Genomic DNA, 19,104 nt, shown 5'->3' with positions numbered 1-19,104 from the left:
CCGCATTATTTTTTCACCAGCCATTCGTGCTCGGCGGCATTGTGGAATTTCCAGGTGCGCTTCGGCCCAGCCATGACGTTGAGGTAATAGAGATCGTAGCCGTGGCAGGCGGCCACCGGATGGTAGCCCCTGGGCACCAGGGTGACGTCGCCGTCCTCCACCGCCATCGCCTCGTCGAGCGAGCGGTCGTCGGTGTAGACGCGCTGGAAGCCGAACCCCTGCGGCGGGTTGAAGCGGTGGTAATAGGTTTCCTCCAGCTGTGATTCATGCGGCAGGTTGTCCTCGTCGTGCTTGTGCGGCGGGTAGGACGAGGTGTGGCCGCCGGGGGTGATCACCTCCACGACGAGCAGCGACTGCGCCGGCTCGCCCTCGGGCAGGATGTTGGTGACGTGGCGGACATTGGTGCCGACGCCGCGGCTGAGCCGCTCCATGGCGGCGGGGTCGATGACGCGCGGCGGCAGGTCGCCGCTCCTGTCGGGCGCGGTGCAGACAGCAAGCTCCAGCGCGGTCTCGGCGCTGACCTCCCAGTCCATGCCGGCGGGCAGGTAGAGGGCCGCGGGCGGGCCGTCGAAGGGCGTAATGCGGCGGCCGAGCAGGCCGAAATCCATGGCCCCGGCGCGCGCCCTGCCCTTGCCCGAGATCCACACCAGGCAGGTTTCGCGGCTCGAATCTCCGCCGCGGACGGTCCCGCCCGGCGAAAGCCGGTGCAGCTCGAAACCGACATGGGTCCAGCCGGCGCTTTCGGGCGTGACGCTGGTGACAAGGCCGGCCGTGCCTTGCGGCCGGATCAGGAGATGCGATTGGCTCATGAACGGTCCTCCGGTTCGCGGTTCGGGTCGGCGACGGCGCCTTCCACCGGCGGCTCGGGCAACGGCACCAGGAAGAAACCCCAGACCAGATAGGCCGACAGCAGCGCGGCGCCGGTGCCCCAGGCCGGGTTGCCGGTGGCAAATTCCATGAGCGTCCACAGGACGGTGACGACAAGGATGGCCACCCGCCGCCATTTCGGCCGGTAGAAGGGGTGGCTGAAATCGATGATCTTGAGCGGCTTCCTCTTGCGCGTCATGCGTCGTCCAGCCCGGAGGCGACCGCCGCCTGCCTGAGTGCCTTCAGGCCCATGCTCTGGTAGGTCACCGGGTCGCGCGCCACGGGATCCTGCTCGGCCTCGATCACCAGCCAGCCCTCGTAGCCGTTGTCGGCGGCCACCGCCAGCACCGGCTCGAAATCGATGATGCCGTCGGGGTCGCCCGGCACGGTGAAGACGCCGCGGCGCACGCCCTCGAGGAAGGACAGGCCCTCGGAGCGGACGTCGCGCATGACGTCGAGGCGGATGTTCTTGGCGTGGATGTGGAAGACCCGGTCGATGTGGCGGCGGGCGAGCGCCAGCGGATTGCCGCCGCCGAAATAGCAGTGGCCGGTGTCGAGCAGCAGCCCGGTATGCGGTCCGGTCTCGGCCATCAGCCGGTCGATCTCGGCCTCGGTCTCGACGATCGTTCCCATGTGGTGATGATAGACCAGCCGGATGCCCTGATCCAGGCAATGGGCGGCGATGGCCTCGACCTTGCGGCCGAAGTCCGGCCAGTCGGCGTCGGCGAGCTGCGGCCGGTCGTTGACGGCGACGGCGTCGTTGCCGTGGATGGCATTGGAGGTCTCGCAGACAATGCAGACCTTGCAGTCATTGGCCTTGAGCATCGCCAGATGCGGGGCGATGGCGCGCTTTTCGTCCTCGACCGAACGGGTAAGCAGATTGAGCGAATGCCAGCCGGAGACGAAGGCCAATCCGTGGGCGGCAAGCACCCGCTTGAGCTCCTCGCCGTCGGACGGCATCTTGTGGCCCTTCTCGATGCCGTCGAAGCCGATGGAAGCCGTGTCGGTCAGGCACTGCTCGAGGCTGATATGGGCGCCGAGCGTCTGGTCGTCGTCGTTGGACCAGGCGATGGGATTGGTTCCGTAGCGGATCATTCGGTGCGGGCCTTGCGTCGGGTTTCGTAGGTCTTGCGGGCGGCGTTGACTTGCGGGCGGACGGAGACTTCCGGCACCGCCACGTCCCACCATGTACCGCCGGCCTCGGTCGACGGATAGGGGTCGGTGTCGATGACGATGACGAAAGGCCCCTTCGCCGTCTTCGCCTCGGCCAGCGCCGCCTCGAGATCGGCGATCGAGGCCGCCTTGCGGGTCTCCGCGCCCATCGAGCCGGCATGGGCGGCGAAATCGATGCGGGACGGCACCTTATGGCTTGCATGGTCGAGCAGGTTGTTGAACTCGGCGCCGCCGGTCGACATCTGCAGCCGGTTGATGCAGCCGAAGCCGCGGTTGTCGGTGATGACGACGGTGAGCCTGATGCCCATGGTGACGGCGGTGGCGAGTTCGGAATTGGCCATCATGTAGGAGCCGTCGCCGAGCATGACGACGACGTCGCGCTCGGGCTCCGCCATCTTGATGCCGATGCCGCCGGCGATCTCGTAGCCCATGCAGGAGAAGCCGTACTCCATGTGATAGGACATCGGCCGCCCGGCCTTCCACAATTTGTGCAACTCGCCCGGCATGGTGCCTGCCGCGCACATGACCACGGTGTCCTCGCCGGCGGAGCGCTGCACGGCGCCGATCACCTGCATGTCGGTGGCAAGCGCGTTGCCCTCGCCCGCCGGCGCGGCGGTGACCGCATCGGCGTCGGCGAACCACGCGGCCTTCAGGCCTGCCGGCGGGACGGCGAAGCGGTGCGATCCAAGCGCCGCGTGCAGGCGCCCGAGCCCGATGCGGGCGTCGGCCACCAGCGGCAGCGCATCGTGCTTGTGGCTGTCGAACGGAGCGACATTGAGCGCCAGGATGCGCCGCTCCGGGTTCCTGAACAGGTTCCAGGAGCCGGTGGTGAAATCCTGAAAGCGGGTGCCGACGCCGAAGATCAGGTCGGCGTCCGCGGCGACCCGGTTGGCGCTGGCCGCCCCCGTGACCCCGATCGGGCCGAGATTGAGGGGGTGGTCCCAGGGCAGCGCCGACTTGCCGGCCTGGGTCTCGGCCACCGGAATGCCGTGCGCCCCGACAAAGCGCCGGAGCTCGTCGCTGGCGCCGGAATAATGCACGCCGCCGCCGGCGATCAGGATCGGTTTCTTCGCTTCGCGCAACGCTACAATGGCCGCAGCCAGTTCATGCGCATCGGGCTCGGGCCGGCGCCGGCGCCAGACCTTCGGCTCGAAGAAGCTCTCCGGCCAGTCCCAGGCTTCCGCCTGAACGTCCTGGCAGAAGGACAAGGTCACCGGGCCGCAATCGGCGGGGTCGAGCATGGTGCGGAAGGCGCGCGGCAGCGCGGTCAACAGCTGCTCGGGGCGCATGATGCGGTCGAAATAGCGGCTCACCGGGCGAAAGCAGTCGTTGACGGTCATGGTGCCGTCGCCGAAATCCTCGAGCTGCTGCAGGACCGGATCGGGCGCGCGGTCGGCGAAGACATCGCCCGGCACCAAGAGCACCGGCAGCCGGTTGACATGGGCAAGGGCCGCGGCGGTGACCATGTTGAGCGCGCCGGGGCCGATCGACGAGGTCACCATCATGGCGCGCCGGCGTCCCGACTGCTTGGCATAGGCGATCGCCGCATGCGCCATGGTCTGCTCGTTGTGGCCGCGCCAGGTGGCAAATTCGTCGCGCACGCCGTGCAGCGCCTCGCCGATGCCGGCGACATTGCCGTGGCCGAAGATCGCCCAGCAGCCGGCGAGAAACGGCACGCCGTCCTCATTCATCTGTGCCGACACATGCCTCATCATCGCCTGCGCGGCCGTCAATCGGATGCTGGTCATGCTGTCTCTCCCGCGGCGACCACGCTCGGCGCGGCCTCGTTTTCGGCAAGGCGGCGAACCCGGTCCCAGCTCGCGCACAGGTTCCGGTATTTCTCCGCCATCATGGCGACCGCCTCGGCGTCCGTCACCTGGCCATCGAGCCAGGCGCGGGCGGCGTCGCGGAAGATCGAACGGCCGACGGCAAAGCCCTTGACCAGAGGGTGGCGGGAGGCTGCGGCAAAGCTCTCTTCCAGCTCGGCCATGGGCGCGTCAAGGCCGAGGACGACGATGCCGCGGGTGTGGGGATCGCGGGCGCTGACGGCCGCGCAGGTGTGGCGCCACGCCGCGTCCGAAGTCATCGGCTCGAGCTTCCACCAGTCGGGATAGACGCCGATGTCGTAGAAGCGCTCGATCAGCCTGGCGGTGGTCATCTCATCGACCTCGCCGACCCTGGAGGGAACGACCTCGAGCAGGAATTCCAGCCGGTTGCGCCGGGCGGCGGCAAACAGGCGCAGGATCGTCGCCTCCTGTCCGGCGCGGATTTCGCCCGGATCGTCTGGATGACAGAAGCACAGCACCTTGACCACCTGGTCGCGCGGCCATTCGCGCAAGCCGCCGAGATCGACGCCCAGCTCGGGCTCGAGCCGGAGCGGCCGCGAGCCCGGCCATTCCACCGGACGGCCGATCCACAGGCCTGATCCGGCGCCCGCCTGCAGCGCATGACGCCCGAGGCGGCCATCGCAGAGGAAACCGTAGCCCGGCCGGCCGGCGGAGACCTCGCGGACGGCATCGAGGCAGAGCAGCTTGAAGCGTCCGATGCGGGCGCGGTCGACCTCCGTGTCCTCGACCATGGCCTCGAGCTGCATGCGGTGGTCGAAGGCGAAGACCCGCATGGCCGACCAGTCACCGCTGCGGTTGGTCGACCAGTGGATCTGTTCGAGGTCGGCATCCTTGCGCAGCGCCGGGATCTTCACACCGCGCCCGAGAAAGAACTCCAGCTCCTCCCAGGACGGATAGGCCGGCGTGCAGCCATGTCGGGAGACGGCGAAGGCGCCACAGGCATTGGCATAGGTGAGCGCGGTGGGCCAGTCGGCGCCCATCAACCAGCCGCGCAACAGCCCGGACATGAAGCCGTCTCCGGCGCCAAGCACGTTGAAGACCTCGATGGGAAAACCGGGACCGCTGATGCCCTCGTCCAGGCTTGCCGGGATGGCCTCGACGAAGGCGACCGCGCCCATCGGGCCGCGCTTGCAGATGAGCGTCGCAGGTGTCACCGCGCGCACCGCCCTGAGCGCCAACAGCGTGTCGGGGGAGCCGCCGGCAATGTGGAACTCCTCCTCGGTGCCGACGATCAGATCGAACAGATGCAGCGTTGACTTCAGCTTCGCCGTCACCTTGGCGCTTTCGATGTAGCGGGCCTCGCCGTCGCCATGGCCGCTCAGCCCCCAGAGGTTGGGACGATAGTCGATGTCGAGCGCGGTCCGGGCGCCGAATGCGCGGGCCAGCCTGAGCGCCTTGAGCACGGCGGCTTCGGTGTTCGGGTTGGACAGATGCGTGCCGGTGGCGGCGACACAGCGGCTGTCGGCGATGTAGGCCGGGTCGATATCGTCCTCGCAAAGCGCCATGTCGGCGCAGTTCTCGCGATAGAAGATCAGCGGAAAGCTGTTCTGGTCACGAATGCCGAGCAGCACCAGCGCAGTGAGCCGGTCGGGATCGGTCTTGACGCCGCGGACATCGACCCCCTCGCGCACCAGCTGCTCGCGGATGAAGCGGCCCATGTGCTCATGGCCGACGCGGGTGATCAGACCCGACTTGAGGCCGAGCCGCGCGCTGCCGGCGGCGATGTTGGTGGGCGACCCGCCGATATATTTGGCAAACGATCCCATGTCCTCCAGCCGGCCGCCGATCTGCTCCCCGTACAGATCGACCGACGATCGACCGATGGTGATCACGTCAAGGGTGGGGCGTTTCCGGGTTGCCATGGCGTCCTTCCAGCCTCATCGTTCGGCGTGAGACGTGGAAAAATGAAACAAAATTTCCAAATCAATGTCAATCCGAAATAAACGCGCTTTTTCGAATGCCGACATTGCTCAGGCTCAGCCCTGGTGGCGGCGGCGTTCGGCTATGGCGACCGGAAGCGCCATGGCCAGCGTCATGCCGGCCGACAGCGAGCGGAAGCCACCGAAATCGTTCTCCGACACCTCCAGCCAGTGGGTGGCGCAGGCCGCAAGCGGCGACATCACCGAGTCCGTCAGCGCGATCAGAGGAACACCGGCCGAGGACAGCGCCTTTGCCTGGGCCACGGAATCGGGCGCATAAGGGGAAAAGCTGCAGGCAATCGCGGCATCGCCGGGCCGGGCGAGATCGGCGATCTCGCCATCGATGCCATTCGCCGAATCGAGCAGCACGGAGCGGATGCCGAGCTTGGCGAAGGCGTAGGCCATGTAGGCGGCCAGCGGGTAGGCCCTGCGACGGGCAACCAGATAGATGGTATCGGCCCCGGCGAGCACATCGACGCACTGGGCGAACTGCGCCGGGCTGACGCTGTCTGAAAGTGCATCGAGCGAGGAACGGGCGGCCTGAATGAACCCGCCGAGCAGCGCGACCTCATCCGATCCGCCAAGGGTGCCGTCCTCGATCTTGCGCAGCCGCTCCTCGTAGGTGGAGGCGCGGCTCTTGAGCCGGTCGCGGAACACCAGCTGGAAATCCGAAAATCCGCCATAGCCGAAATGATGCGCCAGCCGCACCAGCGTCGAGGGCTGAACGCCCGCAGCCGCGGCAATGGAGGCGGCTGTGCCGAGGGCGATGTCGTCGGGATGGGCGAGTGCGTATTGCGCCGCCTGCGACAGCCGCTTGGGCAGTCTCGCATGGCCGGTGGCGACCAGATCCTTCAAGGCATCGAATGTGCGCGGCGCGGGTAAGGTACCGGTCTCCAGACCGGGGATATCATCCATGGTTTTCAAGCCTTATCCAATCGCAACTCAAGTGGAATAACCATTCCATATTGCCCGGCGCTCCGCAACCGGGCGCTCAGTGGCAGCACTGACGGGGCCGCTGCCGGAAGGCACTTCGAACCGAGGCCGGGTTCGATATCGTGATAGCTACAATTTTACAGAGTTTACACGGCGTTTGTTGAGCCCGGAAGGCGTTAGCTCGCAATCAGGATCCACCGCCACGCACCCGCTTCGCAGGTCGGCGCACGGTCCACGGCGAGGTTTCCGATGAAAAATCAGGACACAAGCGGGCGAGCAGGCCAACACACAAGACGTGGTCGGGCCGTTTTCGCAACATTGCAGATGCTGGCAATGATGGCTTCGCTGGGTGGCCTGGCACTGCTGCCCGGAACCGCGCAAGCAGCCGGAACATTGGTAAGTTACCCTTCCGGCGAGACCGGCACCATCGTGGTACGGACCGGCGAACGACGTCTCTATCTGATTCTCGGAAACCACCAGGCGCTCCGATACAAGGTCGGAGTGGGCCGTGCAGGGCGGCAATGGGCAGGAAATGTACAGATCAGCGGAAAATATATTCGCCCCAACTGGGCGCCGCCTGCTGCAGTGAAAAAGGACAGTCCGAACCTGCCGGACATGATTCCCGGTGGGTCCCGCCACAACCCCATGGGCGCGGCCGCCATGACCCTTTCCGGAGGTGAGTATGCGATCCATGGCACTAACAAGCCGAAAAGCATCGGCGGGCGAGTCTCCTACGGATGTATACGCATGTACAATGAGGATATCACTGAGCTTTTCGACAAGGTTTCCGTGGGCACTCCCGTCATAGTGCTTCGATAGACGTTCGCGCCCGCCACCTTCAGTATGACATAGCAGTCTATACAGCCCGTTCCTTCACAACATTTTCCATGTATTTCATATTAAATAAATTCGTAATGCAAAAAATAGGGCCGTTAACATCTAAAAGCAATGCGACAATTTCCGGGAAAAGTCCTTTCGACCGATCGATTCAATAGATGAAGTATTTCAATCTTAACTTGGTTCCAGAGTAATAAAAATAAAAATTAACCGTCCATTAATGTCCTGAACCGCTTATCTCCAGACAACCGGCATTGGCCGGCAGACAGATTTGCGGAGCGAAAAGATGAGCCGTCTGTATACGACTTCGGTGGTGATCGCCACACTCGCGCCGCTGGCCTTGGCCAATATAGCCGGTGCCCAGGAACTTTCGAGCTTCGGCGTTCTCGCCGGCACTACGGTGACCAATACCGGCGCTACCGTGATCAACGGAAATGTCGGCGTCAGCCCCAACAATGCCATTACCGGTTTTGATGATCCGGGCGGACCTGGAGTGGTCACCGCCCCCTACGCCATCTACCTCAATGACGGCGTCGCGATTCAGGCACAGAGCGACCTGACCACCGCTTATACCACGTTCATGAACCGGCCGGCGACCAGGGACCTGACCGGCCAGGATCTTGGCGGGCTGACGCTGTCCGCCGGCGTCTATTCCTTCGCCGACGAGGCAGAGCTGACGGGCACGCTTACCCTTGACGCGCAGGGAAACCCGAACGCCGTCTTCATCATTACCGTTGACAGCAGCCTGACCACCGCAAGCAACTCGGTGGTTTCGCTCGTCAATGGCGCCCAGGGCGCAAATGTCTATTTCGTCGTCGGGGCCTCTGCCACACTGGGAACCGACACTGCTTTTGCCGGCAATATCATGGCACTCACCTCGATCACGCTCGACACCACGGCGACCATCATCTGCGGCTCGGCCCTGGCGCGCAACGGCGCGGTGACGCTCGATACCAACACCATCTCGGTCTGCATCGCCCAGGCCGCGGCAATCGGCGATGTCACCGCCGGAAGTGACACCAACACCGCAGCCGTGGCCGACGTTCTTGATCAGGCAAGCGGTGCCGGCGGCCTGCCGGTGGATTTCGCGGCGCTGATCGCCTTCCTGTCGCCAACCGAATTGCAGGCGGCGCTGGCGCAATTGTCAGGCCAGGGCGCAACTGCGGTCGCCCCGGCGGGGCGCCAGGCGATGGATTCCTTCCTGTCGCGGGTATTCGACCGGATTGACGACACCCGTGCCCCCACTCCCCCTGAGCAGACGCCGGTCGAGCAGCCCGACACCGGCCCTGCCACCGTACGCGTGCTCGGCTACGGCCCGCTGGCGCCGGTGACGCGCGCCGGAGACGCGGTGGCATCGTTCGGCGGCAGGCCGGCTGCCATCAGGACGCCGCTGTGGAGCGTCTGGGCGACAGCCTATGGCGGCTGGAGCGAGAGCGACGGCAACAGTGCGGTCGGCAGCTATGACCGGACCATCAACACCCACGGTCTCGCCGCCGGCGTCGATTTCGATGTCAGCCCCGAGACCATGGTCGGCATCGCGCTCGGCATTGCGCACAATGAATTCGACCTCTCGGGTGGTCATGGCGGAGGCGACAGCGACATCCTGCAGGCCTCGGTCTATGGCCGCCAGGATTTTGGTCCCGCCTATGTCGCAGGCGCACTCGCCTATTCGTTCAACGATGTTTCCACCGACCGGTTCGTGACCATCGGCGGCACGGGACATTACGGGGCCAACTTCAACGCCCATGACTTCGCTGCGCGGGTCGAAACCGGCTACCGCTTCGCTCTCACCGATGCCGGTTCCGCCGGCGGATCGATCGGAATCACTCCCTATGCGGGGCTGCAGGTGCAATCCTTCCGCACGCCGTCCTACAGCGAAACCACCATCTCCGGGTCGACCGACTTTGCGCTCGATTATGCCGCACGCACAAGCAATTCGCTGCACACCGAACTGGGCGCACGCTTCGACGACACCATCGCGCTCGAAAACGGTTCAGTGCTGACGCTTCGCGGCAAGATAGCCTGGGCCCATGACACCAGCACCGACACCTTCTCGCAGGCGAGCTTCCAGGCAATCCCCGACTCCGCCTTCATTGTCCAGGGAGCGGATGGCGCCTCGAACTCGCTGCTGCTCTCCGCAGGCGCCGAAATGGCTTTCGGCAACGGCGTTTCGATTCTGGGCAAGGTCGATACCGCCCTGTCGACGAGCTCCCAGGCCTACGAGGCCAGCGCCCGGATCCGCTACACCTGGTAGCCTGCCGCCAACCTCCGATGCGGGTGCTATCGCTCGCTCGCGGTCGATGCCATAGTTTCGAGGAACGAGACCGACGGCACGGAGAACCAGAATGGATGTTGCGCGCAGATTGAGCGATCTTGAGCCCGGTTACGATGTGCCGGCTCTTCCGGGCATGCGCGAAGCGGAGATCCAGACGCCATGCCTGGTGCTCGATCTTGCCGCACTCGAGTGCAATCTGCGGGCCATGGGAGACTATGCCCGATCGGCCGGCGTTGGGCTGCGGGTGCATGGCAAAATGCACAAATCGGTCGATGTGGCGAAGCTGCAGCACGAGATCGGCGGGGCCAGCGGCATCTGCTGCCAGAAGGTGAGCGAGGCGGAAGCCTTTGCCCGCGGCGGCATCGCGGACATTCTTGTCTCCAACGAAGTGACCGACCCGAACAAGATCGACCGGCTGGCGCGGCTGCCGAAGCTCGGCGCCTCGGGCACCAGAATCGGCGTTTGCGTGGATGACCTTGCCACGGTCGCCGAGCTTTCAGCAGCGGCGACCCGGCACGGCACCGAACTGCGCTGCCTGGTGGAAATCGATTCGGGGGCAAACCGCTGCGGCGTGGCTCCGGGCCCGGATCTCGCGGCCCTGGCGCATGCGATCATCGCCGCCCCGGGGCTCAGCTTCGGCGGCATCCAGGCCTACCAGGGCGCCATGCAGCACATCGCGGATTTCGAAGCCCGCAAGGCGGCCTTCGAGGCGTCGCTGGCGATCACCCGGCAGGCGCTTGCAGTGCTCCGGGCTGAGGGAATCCCCTGCCCGACCGTCACCGGCGGCGGCACCGGCAGCTATCCCTTCGAGGCCGGTTCAGGCGTCTATACCGAGCTGCAGTGCGGCTCCTATGCCTTCATGGACGCCGATTACCGCACGGTGCTCGATGAGTCCGGCGCGACGATGCCGGAATTCGCCCATGCGCTGTTCCTGCTCACCTCGATCATGAGCCATGTGAAGCCCGGCCGCGCCATCTGCGACGCGGGGCTGAAGGTGCAGTCTGTGGATTCCGGCCTGCCGGTGGTCTTCGGCCGCGACGATGTCAGATATCTCGGCTGCTCCGACGAGCATGGCGTGATTGCAGATCCGGACAGCGTGCTGAGGCTCAACGACCGGCTCAAGCTTGTGCCCGGCCATTGCGACCCGACCTGCAATCTCCACGACTGGTATGTCGGTGTGCGCAACGGCCTCGTCGAGTGCCTGTGGCCGGTGAGCGCCCGCGGCAAGAGCTGGTAGGACAGCCACCAAACGACGCCACTGGCACTTTGTGGCAAAACCGTGGTTGACCTGCCCGATTTCCGCCCTAGTTACCCCTGTTCGCAGCACTGATCCGTCGGCTTCGCATGCGCCATCGTCGATGGTGGCGCGGTGGCGACGGTGTGTCCAGCAAACTGCAAACATTCATGCGTCCGGCGCACGGGCGCATTCTTCAAAGGAAATCCATTTGACCGACAAAGTGATCGACGATGCCGATCCCGAATTCGAAGCGATTCGAGCGCCGCAAGGCAACACGGAGGTCATTGAAACCTCCTATGAAATCGGGCAGGACAATGTCAGCTACTGCCGCGGCTTCAAGCTCGAGTTTGATATCCACAATGTGGTCTTCACGGTTTCGGCGCTGGGCGTGGTGGCATTCACCTTCTTCACCCTCGCCTTCCAGACCACGCTGGAGCCGGCCTTCACCGGGCTGCGCAATCTTCTGACCAGCAATCTCGACTGGTTTTTCCTGCTCACCGGCAACGTCTTCGTCGTGCTCTGCATCGGCCTGATCCTTTCGCCGCTGGGAAAGATCCGACTGGGCGGACCCGACGCCACGCCTGACTACCGCAACATCTCCTGGTTCTCGATGCTGTTTGCCGCCGGCATGGGCATCGGGCTGATGTTCTACGGCGTCTCCGAACCGATGAGCCACTTCAGCGCCTCGATGGCCGGGCCGGTGGTCGAGAACGGCGTGCGGACCGACTGGGCGCCGCTGGGCGGTGCCATGGGCGACGCGGAAGGCTCGCGCCGCCTGGCGATGGCGGCCACGATCTTCCACTGGGGCCTGCATCCCTGGGCGATCTACGCCGTGGTCGCGCTGGCGCTCGGGCTGTTCTCCTACAACAAGGGCCTGCCGCTGACGCTGCGGTCGATCTTCTACCCGATCCTCGGCGAACGGGTCTGGGGCTGGCCGGGACACGTCATCGACATTCTGGCGGTGTTCGCGACCATCTTCGGCCTGTCGACATCGCTCGGCATCGGCGCGCAACAGGCAAGTGCGGGTCTCAACTTCCTCTTCGGCGTGCCCGCCGGCAACACGACCATGATCCTGCTGGTGCTCGGCATCACGGCGATCGCCACGGCCTCCGTGGTGGCCGGCATGGACAAGGGGGTCAGGATCCTCTCCGAGATCAACATGGCGCTTGCCGCCCTGCTCCTGGTGTTCATCATCGCGGTCGGCCCGACGATGCAGATCTTTTCGGGCTTCTTCCTCAACCTCGCCGCCTATGTCGAGTATCTGCCGCAGCTCTCCAATCCCTTCGGTCGCGCCGACGCGAATTTCTCGCAGGGCTGGACCGCGTTCTATTGGGCCTGGTGGATTTCCTGGTCACCCTTTGTCGGCATGTTCATCGCCCGGGTCAGCCGTGGCCGCACGGTGCGCGAATTCCTCATCGCCGTGCTGCTCATCCCGTCGCTGGTATCCGTGCTGTGGATGACGGCGCTGGGCGGCACCGCCATCAGCCAGTTCGTCAATGACGGGCTGACCACCGTCAAGGACGCATCACTGGAGCTGCAGCTGTTCGAAATGCTGGCGCCACTGCCGCTCACCGGCATCACATCGTTCATCGGCATCGTGCTGGTGATCGTGTTCTTCGTCACATCGTCGGACTCCGGTTCACTGGTGATCGACACGATCTCGGCGGGTGGCAAGGTCAACGCGCCGACGCCGCAGCGGGTGTTCTGGGCAACCTTCGAAGGCCTGGTGGCCATCGCCCTGCTGCTCGGCGGCGGCCTGGTTGCCCTGCAGGCCATGGCGGTTTCCACCGGCTTTCCGTTCGCCGTCGTGCTGCTCGGCGGCGCCTTTTCCCTGGTCAAGGGGCTGATGTCCGAACCAAGGTAAACCCGGCCAACACGTGTCGCGCAGCCGTTCTGCGCGGCAGACGGACCTGAACGCTTGAGCCCGTCACCCGCATCCATCCGGATTCGCGTGACGGGCTCGACGCATTTCCGGGTCCGGCACTGCATGTCCGGGATACGGAACCGCGTCAGGGCGACTTGGCGCTGGCCGCTTTCGCCCGGAGGGCGGCGTTCTTCTTCAGATGCGCACGATTGTGGTCGATGGCGGCGAGCACGAGCGCGCTCAAAGCGGCCTCGTCGATGCCGTCGCCCTCGAACAGGTCGATGGAGCGGCGCGTGGCCCCGGTGTCATTTCCATTGAACAGTCCGGCAGGATCGGGCAGGCGCGCACCGTGGGCGAATGTCAGCTTCACCTTGGCCTTGTGGGCGTTGCCGACCGCGATCAGGCCGTCGCGCGACCAGGTCGGGCTTCCCATCCACTTCCATTCCTCGACGATCTCAGGGTCGGCGGCCAGGATGGCCCGGCGGAGGTGGGCGAGCGTTTCGCCGCGCCAACCGGCGGTCTCGGCGATGTAGCGGTCGATGCGTTCGGATGGTGTCATGGCTTGTCCAACCTCGAATTCCGTTGCCTCATGGTGATGCCGTTGCAGTTGCGGGCGCCGCTATTCGGCGCCCGCCGTCCGCCGTCGCGCCCTGCCCGCATAGGGCAGGAAGAACAGATACAGACCCGATACCAGCATCAGGAACAGCGGCGGCAGCGGTGCGTAGACCACCCATGCCGGCGGCTCGATGAACGCCATGGTGGCGAAATTGGCAATCACGGCCAGCGTGAAGGCGATCGACAGCCAGCGGTGAATCTGCCGTGTCCATCTGCTCATGGGTCTCTCCTTGACGGGTTGGAAAAGGTGTCTGTGCTCGCGGCGATGACCGCGTCACCCGGTGCGCACGAGCAACTGGTCGAGCCTGTCCAGGAACCGCGGCCAGCCGGCGCGGGCACCGCCATAGGCCCGCTTCTGGCCGGGACGGAAACCCGACTGCTCCATGCGCAGCCGCGTGCCCGCCGGCGTCGGTGTCAGGGTGAAGGCGACGACGCTCGTCAGGTCGTAGTCGGGGTCGTCGTGCACGTGATTCCAGCTGTAGGACAGTGTCCGGCCGGGCTCGACGGCGATCACTTCGCAGTCGATCGCGCCCCCCCAGTCTCCCTGCAGATTGAAGCGATGGCCGATCTCGGGCCGGAAATCGTTGCCCATCAGCCATTCGGCGATCAGGTGCGGTTCAGAGAGCGCCCGCCAGAGCTTTTCGGGCGGATGCGCGAAGTCGCGCTCGACCACCACCGTGCGGGTTTCGGGCAGTGTCCCGGTCATTGGTCCATCCTCCTGAGCAGGTCATCAAGGTCGTCGAAGCGGCCCTGCCAGAAGCGCTTCATCCGCACCGTCCAGTCGTCGAGCGGGGCCAGCGCGTCGAGCGCGACGCTGTAGTGCGTCTGCCGTCCCTCCGGCCGGTCGCGGACCAGCCCGGCCCGCTTGAGGATGCCGAGATGCTTGGAGACCGCGGGTTGGGAGATGCCGGACCCGGCCGTCAGCACCCTGACCGTCTGGTCCCCATCGCGGCACAGCCGCTCGAAAATGGCCCGTCGGCTGGGATCGGAAAGCGCCTTGAAGATCAGGTCCTGAGTCTGTTGCATGACAATCCATAACTCGCTGGCTATGCGATTATCCATAACCATCGGGATATGGATCAGTCAAGAGCAAAGCCGACAGCCCCGCGGACGCGACCGCGTTCCTGCCCGCCCGGCCGGCTGAGGCCGTTGCCGTCCCGCCAGCCCTTGCAATCCCGAAAAACATCTATATCTGTGCATATAAATGAAGTTGGATATATTGCTCCAGCGCAATGCGGTCGCGGACCGGCTGGCGCATTCTGCCTCCGCCTTCATCGTCAAGCACGCCCGCACCGGGCAGCGCGGCGGAAAGCTCACGGGAACGAACCAGATGCTCAAGATCCTCCTATTCTCCCTGCTCACGGGCGCCGGCCTGACGGGCACCCAGGCCGCAACTCTGACGCTCGAGCCGAGCATGGTGACCGAGTGGAAGACCGTCTACGGCCAGGTCGAATCACGCGACGTGGTGCCCGCCCGGGCGCGCATCGGCGGCGTCATCGTCGAGCTCACCGTCAACGAGGGCGATCCGGTCAAGGCCGGGGAGCAGATCGGCCTCATCAAGGACGACAAGATCGCCTTCCAGATTGCCGCGCTCGATGCCCAGCTCGCGGCACTGCAGGCCCAGCTCTCCACCGCCGAGGCGGAGCTCAAGCGCGGCGAGACGCTGGTGGCGCAGGGCGTCATCACGAGGCAGCGGCTGGGGCAACTCTCAACCGACGCCGAGGTGGCGCGCAACGCGCTCGCCGCGGCGGAAGCGCAACGCGACGTCATCACCCAGCAGCAGAGCGAAGGCGCGCTGGTGGCCCCCGCCGATGGACGGGTGCTGACCATTCCCAGCAGCCGCGGCGCCGTCATCCTCGCCGGCGAGGCGGTCGTCAACATCGGATCGGGCGGCTTCTATCTCAGGCTCGCCATTCCCGAGCGCTTCGCCGCCGAACTCCGGCAGGACGCACCCATCCGCATCGCCACCGCCAAGGGCGAGGCCAGGGGCGTGCTGGTGCGGATCTATCCGCAGATCGACAACGGGCGGGTGATCGCCGATGTCGAGGTGGACGGGCTCGACACCGAATTCGTCAATGCCCGCATCCTGGTGCAGGTGCCAGTGGGCAGCAGACAGGCCCTCGCGGTGCCGGAGGCGGCGCTGCAGACCCGGCACGGACTCGATTTCGTCACGGTCGACCATGCCGGCCAGGTGGAGGAACGGGTTGTCGTTCGCGGCGAGACCATCGACATCGACGGCAAGCCCAATGTCGAGATCATGAGCGGACTTTCGGCCGGCGACACGGTGGTGCTGCCATGAGCGCGAAGACATCCCGGCTCGGCATCGCCGGCCAGTTGACGCGCGTCTTCATCGTCTCGCCGCTGACGCCGCTGTTCCTGCTGGCGGCCATCACCTTCGGCATCGTCGCCCTGGTTACCCTGCCGCGCGAGGAGGAACCGCAGATCTCTGTGCCGATGGTCGACATCAGCGTCCGCGCCGACGGGCTCAAGGCCGAGGACGCGGTCAAGCTCGTCACCGAGCCGCTTGAAACCATCGTCAAGGGAATCGACGGCGTCGAACATGTCTATTCCCAGACTGGCGACAACCAGGTGCTGGTCACCGCAAGGTTTCTCGTCGGCACCAATTCCGACGCCGCAGTGCTGCGCGTGCACGACAAGGTCCGCGCCAACATGAACGCCATCCCGGTCGGCATCCCCGAACCGCTGATTGTCGGACGCGGCATCGACGATGTCGCCATCGTCTCGCTGACACTGAGCCCCCGTGCTGGCGCCGACCCGGCCGTCACCGTCGGCGACCTCACCCGGGTGGCGCAGGAACTGCGCACCGAACTGACCAAGATCGACAATGTCGGGCTGACCTATCTGGTCGGAGCCGGCGACGACATCATCCGCATCGCCCCGGATACCGAAAAGCTGGCGCTTTACGGTGTCACGCTGCAGCAACTGCAGGCCAAGGTGACGGGCGCCAACAGGGCCTTCCCGGCGGGCACATTGCGTGACGGGGGCGAGCAGATCCAGTTGATGGCGGGCGAAACGCTGTTCTCGCCCGACGAGATCGGCAGCCTGTTGGTGACAAGCCGGGACGACCGCCCGGTCTATGTCCGCGATCTGGCGACGATCGGATTCGATTCCGCCGGTGACGAGCGCATCGTCGCCACCGTCAGCCGCGATGGCGACGGCGTCACCCGGACGCCGGCGGTGACGATTGCGCTGGCCAAGCGCGCCGGGTCGAACGCGGTGCTGGTGGCCCACTCGATCCTCAGCCGCGTTGATCAGCTGCAGGGATCGCTGGTGCCCCGATCGATGACGGTCGAGGTCACCCGGGACTACGGCGACACCGCCAACGAAAAAGCCAACGAGCTGCTCTATCATCTCGGTCTGGCCACTCTGTCGATCATTGCGCTGGTGTGGCTTGCCATCGGCCGCCGCGAGGCGATGGTGGTGGCGGTGGTCATTCCCGTGACCATCCTGCTCACCCTGTTTGCCTCCCGCGTCATGGGCTACACGCTCAACCGCGTGTCGCTGTTCGCGCTGATCTTCTCGATCGGTATTCTCGTCGACGACGCCATCGTCGTCATCGAGAACATCGCCCGCCACTGGGGCATGGGCGACGATCGCGACCGCAGGCAGGCGGCGATCGAGGCCGTGGCCGAAGTCGGCAACCCCACCATAGTCGCCACGTTGACCGTCGTGGCGGCGCTGCTGCCGATGCTGTTCGTTTCGGGCATGATGGGTCCCTATATGAGCCCGATCCCGGCCAATGCATCGGCGGCAATGATCTTCTCCTTCTTCGTCGCCGTCATGGTCACGCCATGGCTGATGCTGAAAATCGCCGGTCACGCGCCGGTGCACGCCCATGGCGAAGGCGCGGGATCCGGCGGCAGGCTGGGCCGCGCCTATCGCGCCGCGGCGGCTCCGATTCTCGCCAGCAAGGCCCGCTCCTGGCTGTTCCTGCTGGTGGTTGGCCTGCTCACGATGGCTTCGCTGTCGCTGTTCTACACCCAGCATGTCACCGTCAAGCTGCTGCCGTTCGACAACAAGTCGGAGCTGGCCGTGACCATCGACCTGCCCGAAGGCACCTCGGTGGAGACCACCGATGCGGTGGCGCAGGCGGTGGCGCGCAAGGTGCTTGAACTCGAGGAAGTGCACTCGGCGCAGACCCATGCCGGCACCGCCGCGCCCTTCAACTTCAACGGCCTGGTGCGCCACAGCTTCCTGCGCGCCGAGACCTGGCAGGGCGACGTGGCCATCAACCTCACGCCCAAGGCCGGGCGCGAGCGCTCCAGCCACGCCATCGCGCTCGACATCCGCGCCCGCATCGCGGGCCTTTCGCTGCCCGAGGGCGGCAGCCTGAAGGTTGTCGAACCGCCGCCCGGCCCGCCAGTGCTGGCGACGCTGCTGGCCGAAATCTACGGTCCCGACGCCGAGACGCGGCGTAAGGTCGGAACGAAGGTCGAGGCGGCGTTCCGATCCGTGCCGTTCATCGTCGATGTCGACAACTCCTGGGGCCAACCGGCCCGACGGCTGCGGGCGACGATCTCGACCGACGACCTGGAATTCTTCAAGGTCGACGAAAGCGACGTCTTCGACACGATCGGCATCCTCAACCGCGGCCAGACGGTGGGCTATTCCCACCGCGGCGGCGGACGCCAGCCCATCGCCATCCGGCTGGAACGACCGCGCGGCGAGCGGACGATGGACGAGCGCTTCCTCACCACGCCGATCCCGGCCAATGTGCTGCCCGGCGCGCGCGGCGTCGTCGAACTGGGCGACGTCATCCGGGTGACCGACGAGCGCGCCTCCTTCCCCGTCTACCGCCACAACGGGCGGGCGGCGGAAATGGTCATGGCGGAGCTCGCCGGCGATTTCGAGGCGCCGCTCTATGGCATGCTGGCGGTTCAGAAGGCCATCGACGCGCAGGACTGGACCGGGCTCGAAAAGCCGGTCGTCGCGCTGCACGGCCAGCCGGCCGACGAGAGCCATCCGACGCTGCTGTGGGACGGGGAATGGGAGGTCACCTGGGTGACGTTCCGGGACATGGGCGCAGCCTTCGGCGTGGCGCTGCTCGGCATCTACATTCTCGTCGTCGCGCAGTTCGGCTCGTTCAAGGTGCCGCTGGTGATCCTCACGCCGATCCCGCTTACCTTCATCGGCATTCTTGGCGGCCACTGGCTGTTCGGGGCGCCGTTCTCGGCCACCTCGATGATCGGTTTCATCGCGCTGGCCGGCATCATTGTGCGCAACTCCATCCTGCTGGTCGACTTCATCCGCCATTCCGACATGGCGGGGCGGCCGCTGACCGAGATCCTGATCGAGGCCGGCGCCATCCGCTTCAAGCCGATCCTGCTCACCGCGCTGGCGGCGATGATCGGCGCATCGGTGATTCTGACCGACCCGATCTTCCAGGGCCTGGCGATCTCGCTGCTGTTCGGGCTGGCCTCGTCGACGTTGCTCACGGTGCTGGTCATTCCGGCCATCTACCGGGTGCTCAGGACCTGACGGGCAATTGCCAAGATGGTTGGCAATTGACAATGCGG

The 19,104-nt window shown here is 65.6% G+C and carries 16 protein-coding genes; 6 read left to right on the top strand and 10 right to left on the bottom strand.

Features of this window, described 5'->3' with window-relative positions:
* Positions 1-5 precede the first annotated feature (5 nt).
* The 6 genes from iolB to DFR52_RS10075 all read right to left on the bottom strand — a co-directional run bounded on the left by iolB (position 6) and on the right by DFR52_RS10075 (position 6,721).
* Complete coding sequence (iolB, locus tag DFR52_RS10100; protein WP_110031795.1) at positions 6-809, bottom strand: 5-deoxy-glucuronate isomerase; 804 nt, start codon at positions 807-809, stop codon at positions 6-8.
* Positions 806-1,066: a hypothetical protein gene (locus tag DFR52_RS24705; protein ID WP_110031794.1), complete on the bottom strand. Its 261-nt coding sequence runs from the start codon at positions 1,064-1,066 to the stop codon at positions 806-808. The genes iolB and DFR52_RS24705 overlap by 4 nt, the downstream gene beginning before the upstream one ends.
* A complete protein-coding gene (iolE, locus tag DFR52_RS10090) occupies positions 1,063-1,962 on the bottom strand; it encodes a myo-inosose-2 dehydratase (RefSeq protein ID WP_110031793.1) in 900 nt (299 codons plus the stop codon). The genes DFR52_RS24705 and iolE overlap by 4 nt, the downstream gene beginning before the upstream one ends.
* Positions 1,959-3,788 (bottom strand): 3D-(3,5/4)-trihydroxycyclohexane-1,2-dione acylhydrolase (decyclizing), encoded by a 1,830-nt coding sequence (gene iolD, locus DFR52_RS10085; protein ID WP_110031792.1) that lies wholly within the window; start codon positions 3,786-3,788, stop codon positions 1,959-1,961. Before iolD ends, iolE begins: the two co-directional genes overlap by 4 nt.
* Positions 3,785-5,749 carry a bifunctional 5-dehydro-2-deoxygluconokinase/5-dehydro-2-deoxyphosphogluconate aldolase gene (locus DFR52_RS10080; protein WP_110031791.1) on the bottom strand — a complete coding sequence of 655 codons (1,965 nt, stop codon included), beginning with the start codon at positions 5,747-5,749 and terminating at the stop codon, positions 3,785-3,787. Before DFR52_RS10080 ends, iolD begins: the two co-directional genes overlap by 4 nt.
* Before the next feature lie 114 nt (positions 5,750-5,863).
* Positions 5,864-6,721: a MurR/RpiR family transcriptional regulator gene (locus DFR52_RS10075; RefSeq protein WP_110031790.1), complete on the bottom strand. Its 858-nt coding sequence runs from the start codon at positions 6,719-6,721 to the stop codon at positions 5,864-5,866.
* Positions 6,722-7,063: 342 nt separating this feature from the next.
* Between DFR52_RS10075 and DFR52_RS10070 the strand changes: the two genes are divergently transcribed.
* From DFR52_RS10070 to DFR52_RS10055, 4 genes are all read left to right on the top strand, one after another.
* Positions 7,064-7,558: a L,D-transpeptidase gene (locus DFR52_RS10070; protein ID WP_110031789.1), complete on the top strand. Its 495-nt coding sequence runs from the start codon at positions 7,064-7,066 to the stop codon at positions 7,556-7,558.
* A gap of 304 nt (positions 7,559-7,862) precedes the next feature.
* Positions 7,863-9,830 (top strand): ice-binding family protein, encoded by a 1,968-nt coding sequence (locus DFR52_RS10065; protein ID WP_110031788.1) that lies wholly within the window; start codon positions 7,863-7,865, stop codon positions 9,828-9,830.
* A gap of 91 nt (positions 9,831-9,921) precedes the next feature.
* A complete protein-coding gene (locus tag DFR52_RS10060; RefSeq protein WP_110031787.1) occupies positions 9,922-11,088 on the top strand; it encodes a DSD1 family PLP-dependent enzyme in 1,167 nt (388 codons plus the stop codon).
* A gap of 208 nt (positions 11,089-11,296) precedes the next feature.
* Positions 11,297-12,952 carry a BCCT family transporter gene (locus DFR52_RS10055; RefSeq protein ID WP_245415274.1) on the top strand — a complete coding sequence of 552 codons (1,656 nt, stop codon included), beginning with the start codon at positions 11,297-11,299 and terminating at the stop codon, positions 12,950-12,952.
* 145 nt (positions 12,953-13,097) lie between these two features.
* Here the strand turns inward: DFR52_RS10055 and DFR52_RS10050 are convergent, their stop codons facing one another.
* The 4 genes from DFR52_RS10050 to DFR52_RS10035 are packed head-to-tail and all read right to left on the bottom strand — an operon-like array spanning position 13,098 to position 14,593.
* The gene (locus DFR52_RS10050) at positions 13,098-13,511 is read right to left on the bottom strand and encodes a DUF1801 domain-containing protein (protein WP_110031785.1); all 414 of its coding nucleotides are present in this window, start codon (positions 13,509-13,511) and stop codon (positions 13,098-13,100) included.
* A 60-nt stretch (positions 13,512-13,571) separates the two neighbouring features.
* The gene (locus DFR52_RS10045) at positions 13,572-13,787 is read right to left on the bottom strand and encodes a hypothetical protein (protein ID WP_110031784.1); all 216 of its coding nucleotides are present in this window, start codon (positions 13,785-13,787) and stop codon (positions 13,572-13,574) included.
* 54 nt (positions 13,788-13,841) lie between these two features.
* Positions 13,842-14,273, bottom strand: coding sequence for an SRPBCC family protein (locus DFR52_RS10040; protein WP_110031783.1), 432 nt, complete (start codon positions 14,271-14,273; stop codon positions 13,842-13,844).
* Positions 14,270-14,593, bottom strand: a complete 324-nt coding sequence (locus DFR52_RS10035) for an ArsR/SmtB family transcription factor (protein WP_110031782.1) — start codon at positions 14,591-14,593, stop codon at positions 14,270-14,272. The genes DFR52_RS10040 and DFR52_RS10035 overlap by 4 nt, the downstream gene beginning before the upstream one ends.
* A gap of 184 nt (positions 14,594-14,777) precedes the next feature.
* Here DFR52_RS10035 and DFR52_RS10030 point away from each other — a divergent pair, with 184 nt between their 5' ends.
* A complete protein-coding gene (locus DFR52_RS10030) occupies positions 14,778-15,866 on the top strand; it encodes an efflux RND transporter periplasmic adaptor subunit (protein WP_245415273.1) in 1,089 nt (362 codons plus the stop codon).
* The gene (locus tag DFR52_RS10025; RefSeq protein WP_110031781.1) at positions 15,863-19,066 is read left to right on the top strand and encodes an efflux RND transporter permease subunit; all 3,204 of its coding nucleotides are present in this window, start codon (positions 15,863-15,865) and stop codon (positions 19,064-19,066) included. Before DFR52_RS10030 ends, DFR52_RS10025 begins: the two co-directional genes overlap by 4 nt.
* Positions 19,067-19,104 lie beyond the last annotated feature (38 nt).

This window comes from Hoeflea marina (assembly GCF_003182275.1).
Classification (GTDB): Bacteria; Pseudomonadota; Alphaproteobacteria; order Rhizobiales; family Rhizobiaceae; genus Hoeflea; species Hoeflea marina.
This window is presented reverse-complemented; position numbering and strand designations above follow the sequence as displayed.